The sequence below is a fragment of the Kribbella sp. NPDC005582 genome, from assembly GCF_040605415.1.
Classification (GTDB): Bacteria; Actinomycetota; Actinomycetes; order Propionibacteriales; family Kribbellaceae; genus Kribbella.
Window position 1 is genome coordinate 93,241 of sequence record NZ_JBEXCU010000001.1, and the last position, 12,232, is coordinate 105,472.

13 protein-coding genes are annotated in these 12,232 nt (G+C 68.3%); 5 read left to right on the top strand and 8 right to left on the bottom strand.

The features are described 5' to 3' along the window. The first annotated feature begins 28 nt into the window (after positions 1 to 28). Both ABZS29_RS00445 and ABZS29_RS00450 read left to right on the top strand, forming a co-directional pair. Positions 29 to 508 carry a CHAP domain-containing protein gene (locus ABZS29_RS00445; protein WP_355457140.1) on the top strand — a complete coding sequence of 160 codons (480 nt, stop codon included), beginning with the start codon at positions 29 to 31 and terminating at the stop codon, positions 506 to 508. A gap of 111 nt (positions 509 to 619) precedes the next feature. Then, positions 620 to 1,315 (top strand): CHAP domain-containing protein, encoded by a 696-nt coding sequence (locus ABZS29_RS00450; RefSeq protein WP_355457142.1) that lies wholly within the window; start codon positions 620 to 622, stop codon positions 1,313 to 1,315. Here ABZS29_RS00450 and ABZS29_RS00455 read toward each other — a convergent pair. Both ABZS29_RS00455 and ABZS29_RS00460 read right to left on the bottom strand, forming a co-directional pair. Beyond that, positions 1,300 to 2,040, bottom strand: coding sequence for an alpha/beta hydrolase (locus tag ABZS29_RS00455; protein WP_355457143.1), 741 nt, complete (start codon positions 2,038 to 2,040; stop codon positions 1,300 to 1,302). The two genes, ABZS29_RS00450 and ABZS29_RS00455, sit on opposite strands and share 16 nt — an antisense overlap. A gap of 29 nt (positions 2,041 to 2,069) precedes the next feature. Beyond that, positions 2,070 to 3,116 (bottom strand): LacI family DNA-binding transcriptional regulator, encoded by a 1,047-nt coding sequence (locus ABZS29_RS00460; RefSeq protein ID WP_355457145.1) that lies wholly within the window; start codon positions 3,114 to 3,116, stop codon positions 2,070 to 2,072. Positions 3,117 to 3,193: 77 nt separating this feature from the next. On the opposite strand from ABZS29_RS00460, the gene ABZS29_RS00465 reads away from it, so the two are divergent. The 3 genes from ABZS29_RS00465 to ABZS29_RS00475 are packed head-to-tail and all read left to right on the top strand — an operon-like array spanning position 3,194 to position 6,292. Beyond that, a complete protein-coding gene (locus ABZS29_RS00465) occupies positions 3,194 to 4,129 on the top strand; it encodes a sugar ABC transporter permease (protein ID WP_355457147.1) in 936 nt (311 codons plus the stop codon). 52 nt (positions 4,130 to 4,181) lie between these two features. Continuing rightward, the gene (locus ABZS29_RS00470) at positions 4,182 to 4,991 is read left to right on the top strand and encodes a carbohydrate ABC transporter permease (RefSeq protein WP_355457148.1); all 810 of its coding nucleotides are present in this window, start codon (positions 4,182 to 4,184) and stop codon (positions 4,989 to 4,991) included. A gap of 11 nt (positions 4,992 to 5,002) precedes the next feature. Beyond that, entirely contained in the window at positions 5,003 to 6,292 is a 1,290-nt protein-coding gene (locus ABZS29_RS00475; RefSeq protein ID WP_355457150.1) for a sugar ABC transporter substrate-binding protein, read from the top strand. A 47-nt stretch (positions 6,293 to 6,339) separates the two neighbouring features. Here the strand turns inward: ABZS29_RS00475 and egtD are convergent, their stop codons facing one another. From egtD to ABZS29_RS00505, 6 genes are all read right to left on the bottom strand, one after another. After that, a complete protein-coding gene (gene egtD / locus ABZS29_RS00480; protein WP_355457152.1) occupies positions 6,340 to 7,305 on the bottom strand; it encodes an L-histidine N(alpha)-methyltransferase in 966 nt (321 codons plus the stop codon). After that, a complete protein-coding gene (gene egtC / locus ABZS29_RS00485; protein WP_355457154.1) occupies positions 7,302 to 8,078 on the bottom strand; it encodes an ergothioneine biosynthesis protein EgtC in 777 nt (258 codons plus the stop codon). Before egtC ends, egtD begins: the two co-directional genes overlap by 4 nt. Continuing rightward, positions 8,078 to 9,418: an ergothioneine biosynthesis protein EgtB gene (gene egtB / locus ABZS29_RS00490; RefSeq protein ID WP_355457155.1), complete on the bottom strand. Its 1,341-nt coding sequence runs from the start codon at positions 9,416 to 9,418 to the stop codon at positions 8,078 to 8,080. Before egtB ends, egtC begins: the two co-directional genes overlap by 1 nt. Next, positions 9,415 to 10,641 carry a glutamate-cysteine ligase family protein gene (locus ABZS29_RS00495; protein WP_355457157.1) on the bottom strand — a complete coding sequence of 409 codons (1,227 nt, stop codon included), beginning with the start codon at positions 10,639 to 10,641 and terminating at the stop codon, positions 9,415 to 9,417. Before ABZS29_RS00495 ends, egtB begins: the two co-directional genes overlap by 4 nt. A 157-nt stretch (positions 10,642 to 10,798) precedes the next feature. After that, the gene (locus tag ABZS29_RS00500) at positions 10,799 to 11,458 is read right to left on the bottom strand and encodes a (2Fe-2S)-binding protein (protein WP_355457159.1); all 660 of its coding nucleotides are present in this window, start codon (positions 11,456 to 11,458) and stop codon (positions 10,799 to 10,801) included. Continuing rightward, positions 11,455 to 12,231 carry an ABC transporter ATP-binding protein gene (locus ABZS29_RS00505; RefSeq protein WP_355457161.1) on the bottom strand — a complete coding sequence of 259 codons (777 nt, stop codon included), beginning with the start codon at positions 12,229 to 12,231 and terminating at the stop codon, positions 11,455 to 11,457. Before ABZS29_RS00505 ends, ABZS29_RS00500 begins: the two co-directional genes overlap by 4 nt. Between the last annotated feature and the right edge of the window lies 1 nt (position 12,232).

The window sequence follows — 12,232 nt, forward strand, 5'->3', positions numbered from 1 at the left end:
CCTCCCATCGCAGCGAAAGGCAATCATCATGAGATCTTTCCTGGCCCGCGTCACCGTCTCGGCCCTGCTCGGCGGCACCGCCCTGGTCGCCGGCATCCTGCCCGCCACCGCCACCGCCACCGCCGCACCGGCTCCGGCACCGGTCCACAGCTCCGCCGCACCGCAGTCGCGAGCCGACACCGCGGTCGCCTGGTTCGCCAACCGCAACGGATCGACGGCGTACCAGGGCTACTGCGAGAAGGCCGTCGAGAACTCGTACGGCCGGACCGGCATCTACGCCTCGGCCATCGCGAACTGGAACGACGCCGTACGGCGGGGCGCCGCGCATCGCGGTGACCTCAACCCGCCGAAGGGCGCACTGGTGTTCTGGAACATCAGCAGCTACGGACACGTCGGCCTCGCGACCGGTGACGGCAACTTCTGGGCCACCAGCGTGAACGGCCGGATCGGCAAGGCACGCCTGCCGTACTTCGCCAACTACCTGGGCTGGGCGCAACCGAACTTCTGAGTGCCCGGCGGACCGCCCGGCACCGCCGGGCGGTTCGTTGCCCACTGCGACAACGCCATCACTCTTTGGTTCCCTGCGAGACAAGCACTTCTTCCAGAAGGGAACACCCTCATGCGGACCGCCCTCCTCCGTACCGTCTCCCGCGTCACCACCACTGCCCTGCTCGCCGGCGTCGCTGTCGCCGGCGGCGTGGCACTCCCCGCCCACGCCGCCACCGGAACCGTCGTCACCGACAGCGGGGCCGGCGTGACCATCCGGTCCGGCAACGCCACCAGCTTCGGATCGGTCGGCACCCAGCCCAACGGCGCGGTCGAGATCGACTGCCAGATCTACGGCGAGCCGGTGACCGGCAAGTACGGTCGCAGCCTCGTCTGGGACCACATCCCCGGCAAGGGCTTCATCTCCGACTCCTACGTGAACACCGGCAGCAGCGGCCTGGTCGCCCCGCTCTGCGCGAGCAACCCCCGCGCCGACAAGGCCATCGCCTGGTACGCCGCTCGCAACGGCTCGACCGCCTTCCAGGGGTACTGCGAGATGGCGGCGGAGAACTCGTACGGCAAGACCGGCATCTGGGCGTCGGCCAAGGCGGACTGGAACGACGCCGTCGCCCGCGGAGCCGCCCACCCGGGTGACCTGAACCCACCCAAGGGCGCACTGGTGTTCTGGGACCTGGCCGCACCGTACGGCCACGTCGGCGTAGCCCGCGGCGACGGCTACTTCTGGGCGACCAGCGTCAACAGCCAGATCGGCCTGGCCAAGCTGCCCTACTTCAACAAGTACCTCGGCTGGGCCTACCCGAACTTCTGAGCCTCCATCCGGTCCAGCCAGTCGGCGACCAGCGCCTGATAGAGCGCGGGTCGCCGTACTGGCAGGCCGTGGTCCTCCTGATCCAGTACGGCGTACGTCGCGGTCGGGTAGTCGTCGAGCAGACCCCACGCGTCGGCGTACCCGGTGACGGTGTCCTGGCGGCCGGTCACGATCAGCGTCGGGCGCGTGAACCGTACGGCGGGATCGTCGCGGAGCGCGTAGGTCGACGGGTCGGCCTGGATCCGCCCGAGGAACTCCAGGTCGGCCGACCGCTCGGCGGGGTCGTAGTACAACTCGTCCTTGGCCTGCTCGGCGGCGACGTACTCCGGCGACCGGTCGAGATGCTCGTCCGTCGGCAGCGTGCGGAGGGTGCGGTCGGCAACCACACCGGGCACCCGCAGGAGCAGCCCGAGGACTCGTGCCGGGTCGCGCTTGATCAGACCGCGCGCGTGGAGCCCACCGGCCGACGTACCGGCGACCGCATAGTCCTCCTCCCCCAGCGCGTCCTCGATGGTCTGCGCGATCGCGTCGAGCATGCCGTCCTGATCGGTGATCGACGGCTCGCCAGGGCGGTTGTTCGTACCGGGCGGGTCCACGTAGATGCGGCGCCAGCCGGAGCGGTGGGCGAAGACAGGTTCGTGGATGGCTTGGTCCTCACCGTTGTTCCCACCCCAGCCGGGCAGGAACACGATCGGGCGGCCACTGCCGAAGGATTCGTAGAACACTCGGCGACAGTAACCACTCCGAGGCTCGGTCAGCGCCCTTTTCTCTTCCCAGCAGACGGCGGCCGCTCCCCCGAACCGCGCTCGATCAGCGCACAGGGCAGCACGATGCGCTGCGGCGGCCGACGGTCGGTGCCGGCGGCTCGATCCAGCAGCAAGCGGGCAGCGCTGCGGCCCAGCTCAGCGATGTCGGAGGCGACCACAGTGACCGGAGTCGGCAGCATGTCGGCCAGCCGGAAGTCGTCGAAGCCGACCACTGCGGGCTCGAGCTTCAGCTCACCGAGCGCGCGCAGGACACCTTCGGTGAGGAAGTTGGTCGACGCGAAGATCGCGGTCGGCGGATCGGGCCGCAACATCAGCTCCCGGGTCGCCTTCTCGGCGGACTCCGCGTTGCCCTCGGGCAGCTGCACGACCAGCGACTCGTCCACCTCGAGCCCGGCGGCTCGATGCGCCCGCCGGAAACCACGAAGTCGCCGACCGGTCGTGTAGTACGACGGCGCCATCAGGATCGCGATCCGCTCGTGCCCCTGCGCCAACAGGTGCTCGGTGGCCAGCCGCCCGCCACCCTCGTTGTCGACCATCACGATGTCGGCCTCGATCCCGGTCGCCGGCCGGTCCACGAACACCACCGGGACACCGGCGCCGGCCAGGAACGCGTGATCCCCTTGGTCCGGAACGATCATCAGCCCGGCGACCTGGCGACTGACCAGCTCCTGGATCGCTCGCTTCTCGCCCTCCGGATCCTCGTCGACACTGCCCAGCACGACTGCGAAGCCGGACTGCCCGGCGACCTCGAGCGAGGCCTTCGCGATGGTCGCGTAGAACGGGTTGGTCAGGTCGCCGAGCACGAGCGCGAGACTCGACGACTTCTTCCCCGGCCGCAACGCGCGAGCGACCTCGTTGCGCTGGAAGCCGAGGGCGTCGATCGCGGTGCGGACCCGCTGGGCGGTCTCCTCCCGGACCCCGTGCCCGCCGTTCACGACCCGGGAGACCGTGCCGAGGCCGACGCCGGCCCGCCGGGCCACGTCGATCATCGTCGGCCGAGCGGCCCCGGAGGTGTTTGGAAACGTTTCGGACACAGGGTTGACTTCCTTTTCCCGACACGGCATCGTCACCCAACAGTAAAACTTGGAAACGTTACCGTCCAGGAGGCCGGATGAATCGATCCCGCCGTCGCCCCCGCGCCGGCCTCAGCCGCAGCGCCGGGTCCGACACGATGGCGGCGTACCTGTTCATCGCCCCGGCGATCATCGGCTTCACGGTGTTCGTCGCGTACCCGCTGATCCGCTCGTTCTATCTCGCACTGACGAAGTACAACGGCCTGGCCGATCCGGTCTTCGTTGGACTCGGCAACTTTCGCCGGCTGTTCACGACCGACCCGGCGTTCTGGCCGGCTCTGCGCGCGACCGGGTACCTGGTGGTCCTGTACGTGCCGCTCTCACTGATCCTCGGTTTGGCACTGGCGATGTTCTGCAACCAGCGCTTCCGCGGCGTCCGGATCGTCCGGACGCTGGCCTATCTGCCGGTTGTTCTGCCGGCGGTCGCCACGATCACGCTCTGGAAGTTCATCCTGGATCCTCAGGTCGGACTCCTGAACACCGTCCTCGACCGCCTCGGACTGCCGACCAGCTTGTGGCTGCAGAGCCCCAAGATGGCGATGCCCTCGGTGGTGCTGATGATGTTGTGGGGCGTCGGCGGCACGATGATCATCTTCCTGGCCGCTCTCCAGGCCGTTCCGACCGAGCTGTACGAAGCAGCCAAGGTCGACGGCGCCGGTCCGTGGTCGGCGTTCGCGCGGATCACGTTGCCGACGATCAGTCCGATCATCCTGCTGCAGGTGATCCTGCAGACCACCGCCGCGCTGCAGACCTTCAACCAGCCGAAGATCCTCACCAACGGTGGTCCGGGCTTCAGCACCAGCGTGCTGATGCTGTCGATCTACAACAACGGCTTCCCCAACCTCGGCCGGATCCCCCAGCTCGGCTACGCCTCGGCACAGGTCTGGGTGTTGTTCCTGATCATCATCGCCGTCATCGCCCTCGCCGCGAAGTTCACCTCTCTTTGGACCTACAGTGACAACACTCCCGACTGATCGAAAGCAGCGCCCTGTCACAGGCCGTCTCATCGGTACGACGGCCTGGTACGTGACGGCTCTGTTCGTGGCCGCCGTGATGATCGTGCCGCTGTTGTGGATGATCACCATCGGCCTGAAGAGCGGCTCGGCCGTCTTCGAGATCCCGCCGCGGCTGCTGCCCCGCGAATGGACGTGGCGCAACTTCATCGACGGTCCGCAGGTGATCCACTTCCCGCGGCTGTTGCTCAACTCAACCATCATCACGGCGCTCAGCGTGCTCGGCGGCGTGATGACCGCGATGATGACCGGCTACGCCCTCGCGCGGTTGCGCTTCCCGGGCCGCAAGGTGTGGTTCTACCTGTTCGTCGGCAGCATGCTGCTCCCCGGTGTGGTCGGGCTGATCCCGCTCTTCCAGCTGTACAAGAGCATCGGCTGGTACGACACCTGGCTGCCGCTGATCGTGCCGGCCTTCCTGGGCGGGAACCCGCTGTTCATCTTCCTGGCCCGGCAGTACTTCCTGGCCATCCCGTACTCGATCGACGAAGCGGCCAAGATCGACGGCGCCGGGCACCTGCGGATCTTCACCCAGGTGATGCTGCCGCTGACCCGGCCGGCCTGGATCACGATGGCGATCCTCGCCTTCCAGGCCTCGTGGAACGACTACCTCAACCCGCTGGTCTACCTCTACTCCTCCGGCAAATGGCCGCTGTCGGTCGGCATGGCGGCGTTCATCTCGCCGTTCGCCGGCAAGACGCCGGACTGGAGCTACTACATGGCCACCAACCTGCTCTACATGCTGCCGCCGTTGGTGCTCTTCTTCGTTGCGCAGCGCTACTTCATCCAGGGCCTCGGCTCGCTCGGCAGCACCACCCAGAAATGAGGGACAAACCTGTGAAGACCAAGCTCATCGGTTCCGCCGCGCTGGCCTGCGCCGGCCTGCTGGCCGTGTCGGCCTGCGGCGGTTCGGACTCGGGATCGAGCGACGGGCCGGTCACCGTCACCGTGATGACGTGGGAGTCGACCCAGACCAACGCCGTGATCAAGAAGGCGCTGGCCGACTTCAAGGACGACAAGATCAAGGTCGAACTGCTCGACACCCCGAGTGGCCAGTACGGCGACAAGCTGTCGTCGCTGACCCAGGCGAAGAAGCTGCCGGACCTGTTCTGGTGCGGTAACGACACCGAGCAGCAGTACACCCAGCAGGGCCTGCTGGTCGACTGGACCAGCAAGCTGTCCGGCGACTTCGGTCCGGACAAGTTCGTCGGTTCCGCGATCGAGAACTGGAAGACCGCCGACGGCCAGATGGGCGGACTGCCGTCGCTGATGAACACGTACGGCGTCTGGTACAACGCCGACGCGTTCACCGCGGCCGGCCTGCAGGTCCCCAAGGACGGCTGGACCTGGGACGAGATGTACACCGCCGCCGAGAAGCTGAAGGGCAAGAACGGCGCGAAGTACGGTCTGGTCGCCGATCAGCTCACCGGACCCGACGGCCCGTTCACGATGAGCATGTACGCCGTCTCGGCCGGCGGCGCGCCGTTCACCGACAACGTGAACCACCCGACCAAGGCCGAGGCCGACGCCAAGTACACCGAAGGTGTGCAGAAGCTGGCCGACGCGGTCAAGAGCGGCTCGGTCGCACCGCCCGGGTACGACGCCGCGAACGCGCAGTCGCTGTTCGCGGCCGGCAAGATTCCGATGATGTTCGGTGGGCAGTGGCTCGCGGCCGGCTTCCAGGTCGACAAGCCGAAGGTGAAGTACGGGTTCGCGCCGTTCCCGAAGGTGACCACGCCGGCCACGCTGTACGACTCGGTCGGCATCTGCACACCGCAGTACACGAAGGACCAGGACGCGACCTTCAAGGTGCTCCAGTACATCAACACCAAGGTCTGGGATGTTGTCCTGCCGGCCTCCCCGGTCGCGCCGCCGGCCTACACCCCGGCACAGGCGAGCTACTTCGACTCGCTCACCAAGGCCCAGCAGACCACGGTCGTCGACACGGTCAAGGCCGACCTGGCCGCCGAGAAGACGGTCGGCGTCCGCTTCACCACCCAATGGGCCCAGCAGGTCGGTGACCTCACCACCGCCGAGTACCAGCCCATCCTCAGCGGAAAGAAGCCGATCAGCAACCTCCCCGCCTACGTCGAAAAGATCAACGCCCTGATCAAGTCCGGCGGCTGACCTGCACGGGCCACCACCTCACACAAGATGAGGTGGTGGCCGCAGGGTCAGGCGGCTTGCCAGAGGGAGAGGGCGAAGCGGGACCCGGTGTCGGTCCACCAGGCGGTGGGGGCGAAGCCGGCGGCGCCGAGCTCGGCGGTAACGCCGTCGGGACGGAACTTGGCGGAGATCTCGGTGTGCAGGATCTCGCCTTCGGCGAAGTCGACCTCGAGGTGGACCTCGGGGATCAGGACGCGTTGGGCGCTGGTGGCGCGCAGGCGCATCTCGATCCACTCGTTCTCCGGGTCCCAGTGGGCGACGTGCTCGAACGCGTCCACGTCGAAGTCGGCGCCGAGCTGCCGGTTGATCACCCGGAGCACATTGCGGTTGAACTCCGCGGTCACACCCTGGGCGTCGTCGTACGCCGCGACCAGCGTGGCGGGGTCCTTGACCAGGTCAGTGCCGAGGAGCAGCCACTCCCCCGGCTCGAGGACGTCGCGGATCGAGCGGTAGAAGGTCGCGCGCTCGTCCGGGAGCAGGTTGCCGATCGTGCCGCCGAGGAAGGCGACCAGCCGCGGTGAGTCACCGGGCAGCTTGTCGAGGTGGGCGGTGAAATCACCGACAACACCGTGTACGTCGATGGTCGGATAGTCGGCGTTGATCGCGTCCGACGCCTCCCGCAGCGCCGTCTCGGAGACGTCGAGCGGGACGAAGGTGGTCAGGGTGCCGTGATCACGCAGTCCGTCGAGCAGCAGGCGGGTCTTCTCCGACGATCCGGAGCCGAGCTCGACCAGTGTGCGTGCCTTGGTCAGCTCGGCGATCTCGCCGCTGCGGGCCTGCAGAATCTCGCGCTCGGCGCGGGTCGGGTAGTACTCGGGGAGTCGGGTGATCTCCTCGAAGAGCTCGCTGCCGCGGGCATCGTAGAACCACTTCGGTGGCAGCCATTTGGGATCGGCGGTGAGTCCGGCGCGGACGTCGTCGCGGAGGGTTCGAGCGGCATAGTCCGGCGTGAGGTGGACGTCGATCTGAGTCACTGCGGTCCTTCCATCGGGGTGATGCTCACGGTGGTGGCGGTGGCCAGGAGCAACGAGCGGTCCGGGAGTTCGTCCCAGTGCCCGGTACCGAACGGTTCTGAGGCGACGGTGGTCGAGTCGGCGGTCCGGCGGAGGTGCAGGGAATGGGTCCACGCGGTGGCGACGAGCTGCTCGCCATCGGTGAGCAGGACGTTGAGCCGGGAACTGGGTGCGGCCGACTCGACCTCCTGAACGACGGAGGCGACAGCCTCGGCGGCGGCGACACCCGCGCGCAGCCGGTGGGAGATCAGGGCCCACAGCAGCGCCGAGTCGACCGGCGCTCCCATCGTCAACAGGTCGGCCACCGGCAACTGCTCGGCCAGCTTCACCGTCGACTCCGGCCAGCCCGGGATCTTCCCGTTGTGGCTGAACAACCAGCGCCCGTCGCGGAACGGCGCCACGGTCGCCTCGCCGTACGGCATCGCTTCCGTCCCGTTCCGTACGGCGCCGATCACCGCGGTGGAGGTGATTCCTTCGGCGAGGTCGCGCAGGTTGTCATCAGACCAGATCGGCACGTTGCGCCGGTAGCGGCGTGGAGCCGGCGCGGCCTCCACCGCCGAACCAATCGCGGCGGATGCGGCGTACCAGCCCAGGCCGAAGCCGTCGGCGTTCACCGTGCCGCCGCCGCGCATGTCGTTCGGCGCCCAGGACTGCTCGTACAGCGAGTGCTCCGGGTCGAGCACCAGGGCGGCGAGGCTGGTCGGCGGGCCGAGGTAGGCGAGATGGCGGCACATCAGGCGCGCAGCTCCTCGGGCCGCGGATCCCGGGCGCACCGGAAGCCGGCGAAGATCTGCCGCCGGATCGGGTAGTCCCAGTTGCGGAAGGTGCTGCGGGCAACCACTTCGTCGGTGGCGAACGACCCGCCGCGGAGAATCTTGTACTCCGGTCCGAAGAACACCAGCGAATACTCGTCGTACGGGAAGGCACGGAAGCCCGGGTACGGCGTGAAGTCGCTCGACGTCCACTCCCAGAGATCACCGATCAGCTGCTCGACGCCGAGCGGTGAGGCGCCGGCCGGGTAGGCGCCGACGGGCGCCGGGCCGAGGTGCCGCTGACCGAGGTTCGCGTGCTGCGGACCCGGGCTCTCGTCACCCCACGGGAACCGTCGCGTCCGCCCGGTCGCCGGGTCGAAGCGCGCCGCGAACTCCCACTCCTCCTCGGTCGGCAGCCGTTTGCCGGCCCACTTCGCATACGCCTCGGCCTCGTAGAAGCAGACGTGCATCACCGGCTCCGCCAGCGGCAGTTGCTCGCGCTTGCCGAACCGCAGCTGCCACCACTCGCCGTCCACCAGCTCCCAGAACCGCGGCCCGGTCAGCGACGCCTTCTGCACGTGCTCCCACCCGGCATCGGACCACCACTGCGGGTCCTGATACCCACCACCGGTCACGAACCGCAGGTAGTCCGCATTGCTCACCGGCACGGTGTCGATCACATACGGCGCCACCCGGACGGCGTGCGCCGGCCGCTCGTTGTCCAGCGCCCACGGCTCGACCGACGTCCCCATCTCGAAGACGCCGCCCGGCACAAAGACCTCGGCGGCGGGCAACCGCCGACCGGCCGGCGGTGGCGGTGCATCCAGCACCGGTACGCCGCGCCGCAGCTGGTGGGTCGCCAGCATCGTCTCGTCGTGCTGCTGCTCGTGCTGCACGATCATCCCGAACGCGAACCCGTTGTCGACCAGCTCGCGACCACCGTCGAACTTCACGTGGTCGAGCACGTCGAGGACCTTGTCCCGCACCTCTTCGACATAGGCCCGCGTCTCCACCGGCCCCAGCAACGGCAGCGTCGGCCTATCCGCGCGCGGATGCATGAACGCGTCGTACAGCTCGTCGATGTCCTGCCGCACCGGCTCGCGACCACCGACATCGCGGACCAGCCAGAGCTCCTCCTGGTTGCCGATGTGCGCGTAGTCCCAGATCAACGGCGACATCAACTTGGAGTGCTGCTTGACCAGGTCGTCGGTGTCGACCGCATCAGCCAGGTGAGCAGTCCGCCGCCGTGACCGCTCCAGCTGCTCAGCCACGAAAGCTCGCAGCCCCTCATCGGTCAGATCGGAGAGTTGGTGCTCACTCATGAGGCTCGCCTTTCGGAGGTGCTGTCGACGACTTGCTGCAGCCGGGTTGCGACGGCAGCGCGAAGGTCAGGGGTGACGTTGATGCGGTCGAGGAGGTCGATGCCGAGGTCGACGACGGCGGTGGCCGCCTTGGCGACCGGTTTGTCGTTCAGGCCGTCACGTGCGGCGGGGAACCAGCGGCCTGCGCCGGGCTCGGCCGCGGCCAGCACCTGGTCGATTCGGTCCGGATCGGACATCAGGGCGCTGATCAGCAGCGTGGGGGCGATCCAGCCATCCCCCGGCTGCGTGTCCAGGTAGCGAACCTCCAGGTAGCCACGCGGCCGCACCGGCGGGAACAGCGTGGACAGGTGATATTCGAGGTCGTCGTACGTCGGTCTGTCGCCGGGGAGCCGGCCATCGGCCCAGTCGCCGAAGGTCAGCCCGTCGGGTGCGATCCAGCTGTCACCGCGGCGCAGGCACAGCACCGGGGCCTCCATGGCGGTCCGGGCCCAGGCGGCTGCCGGATCACCGTCCAGCGGCGGCGGCTCGGTGAACGGCGCACAGGTACCGAAGGTCGCCTCGGTCCGCGCGGAGGCCCAGCCGGTGTCGGACCCGGCTCGGTGCCGCGAGTTCGCGAAGAGGGCAATCAAGGTCGGCCCGAGATCGTGAAGGGCGCGCCAGCGCAGTGCGGTCTGGTCCGCCGCACCGGCGTCGAGGCAGACCTGCAGACCCGCCGTACTGCACATCATCCGGGGGCCGTGCGGGCCGAGCCGCTCGAAGGCGTGCTCCATCGCGGCGTAGCGCGGGACGGTGAGAATGCGGCGCGGCGTCCGGAACGCGTCCAGGCCGTGCTCACCGAGGGTCAAACCCTCGGACTGCAACAACGCGGCCAGCTCGGCCGCGTCGGCGGCGGTGTCGTCGACCAGCTGCTGGATCGACGCGGAAGCGGGGCCGGAGATCTCCACCTGGCCACCCGGCTCCACCGTGACCAGAGCGCCCCGGCCCAACGGCAGCTGCGGGCTACCGGGAACCAGGGTGGCGGGCGCATGCACGCCCAGTGCCTTGCTCAGTCGGTCGGCGTCGAGCGGCCGGCGCGGATCCTCCGCATGATGCACGGTCCACTCCAGCTCGACGCCGTGCAGGCGCGGAGGACCGTGCTTGAAACAGACCATCGCGACATAGCCCTCGGCCTCGGCCCGGGAGCCGATCGGGGTCGTCGCCGGAGCACCACCGGACGAGGTCACGTCAGCGACCGTAGCTCTCGCGCCGGAACTGGACAACCAAGTCCGGATTACTCGTCGGTGACGCCTGCAGGATGTGAGCCATGCCCGGCATTCTGCCCGGCGCCACCGACATTTTCCGTTACAGATAAGAACTTCCTGGTGGAAGCGCTTCAATCAGTCAGCGGAACCTGGGGCAGGTGGTGCAGGCGTTCACTCTGGGCAGGACGTAGAAGTAGCAGCAGGACGTCCGGAGCTTTTGCTCGAGCGAAACGCCGAATGCGGCGGCCGCTTCGTCGGCGTACGGCGCCGGTTGCGGAAGCCGGATCGCGGACCGCACTTCGTCGTCGACCGCACCGAACCGTTGCAGCGAGCCGAGCTTCACACCGGGCCGATATGAGTCCAGAAACGCCTTGGCATGCTGCTGCAGCTGCACAGCTGCGGTCTGCACCGGTACGACGCGATCCGACAGCAGAGCGACCTCGATCGGATAGTGCGCGGTCGGATGCACCCGAAACGCCAGTGCCGCTGGGGAAACCTCCGGTGTGACCCCTACCGCCGCACCGAGTACTCCGGCCACCAGTGCGGGCACTTGGACGTACCACATCAGCGTGAACATCGCCGCTACCTGAGTCGGCGGATCGATGGCATGTTCACGCGCATAGTCGGCCGCCACCCGGCTACGCCAGTCCAGAGTCGGATCGCCGCCGGCCTGCTGCTCAGCGACGACCTGCGCGCACGACACCCAGTCCGGTCCCGGTACGGCGTCCGCCGTACGCACGGACAACCAGTCGACCGAGTCGGCCAGGATGTCCACGAGGGAATCAACGGAGTGGGTCACCCAGCCAGCCTACGATCGGGCACCACGACCGGTGCGCCACCGACCTCCACGACCGTCGCCTGGAGCCCGAACACCTCGTCCAGCAGCTCAGCGGTCAGGACCTCGGCCGGTCGGCCTTGAGCCGCGATCGCACCGGCTCCCATCACCACCAGGTGGTCGGCGTACTGCGCAGCCAGCGTGAGGTCGTGCAGCACCACGACGACTGTGCGACCGGAGGTGTGCGCTGCAGCATGTACGACGTTCATGACGTCCACTGCGTGCGCCAGATCGAGGTACGTCGTGGGCTCGTCCAGCAGCAGGTGAGCGGTCCCCTGAGCCAGCACCATGGCGATCCAGACGCGCTGCCGCTGCCCACCGGACAACTGATCGACCGGGCGGTCCCGCAGCTCGGTCAGCTCGACAGCAGCCAACGCCTGCTCGATCGCCGCGTCATCGTCCGAGGTCAGCCGCCCGAACAGCCCGCGGTGCGGGTGCCGGCCGCGCGACACCAACTCCGCCGCGGTGATGCCTTCCGGTGTGACCGGGCCTTGCGGCAGTACGCCGAGTTTGCGCGCCAGCTCACGGGCGGGCAGCTTGTGGATGTCCTCGCCGTCCAGCAACACCTGCCCGCTCTGCGGCACCATCAGTCGGCTCATGCCTCGCAACAGCGTGGACTTGCCGGACCCGTTCGGTCCCACGATCGCCGTCAAGCGCCCGGCCGGCACTTCCAGTGTCAGACCGGACACCACGGGCGCATCAGCGCCGTACGCGAGGGTGAGGTTCTCGACGTGCATG

What these genes read in the sequence shown, in the direction of transcription:
- egtB (WP_355457155.1), bottom strand. Translation starts at nt 9,418, where the DNA reads ATGAGTGAGCACCAACTCTCCGATCTGACCGATGAGGGGCTGCGAGCT.
- ABZS29_RS00450 (WP_355457142.1), top strand. Translation starts at nt 620, where the DNA reads ATGCGGACCGCCCTCCTCCGTACCGTCTCCCGCGTCACCACCACTGCC.
- ABZS29_RS00465 (WP_355457147.1), top strand. Translation starts at nt 3,194, where the DNA reads ATGAATCGATCCCGCCGTCGCCCCCGCGCCGGCCTCAGCCGCAGCGCC.
- ABZS29_RS00505 (WP_355457161.1), bottom strand. Translation starts at nt 12,231, where the DNA reads ATGCACGTCGAGAACCTCACCCTCGCGTACGGCGCTGATGCGCCCGTG.
- egtC (WP_355457154.1), bottom strand. Translation starts at nt 8,078, where the DNA reads ATGTGCCGCCATCTCGCCTACCTCGGCCCGCCGACCAGCCTCGCCGCC.
- ABZS29_RS00445 (WP_355457140.1), top strand. Translation starts at nt 29, where the DNA reads ATGAGATCTTTCCTGGCCCGCGTCACCGTCTCGGCCCTGCTCGGCGGC.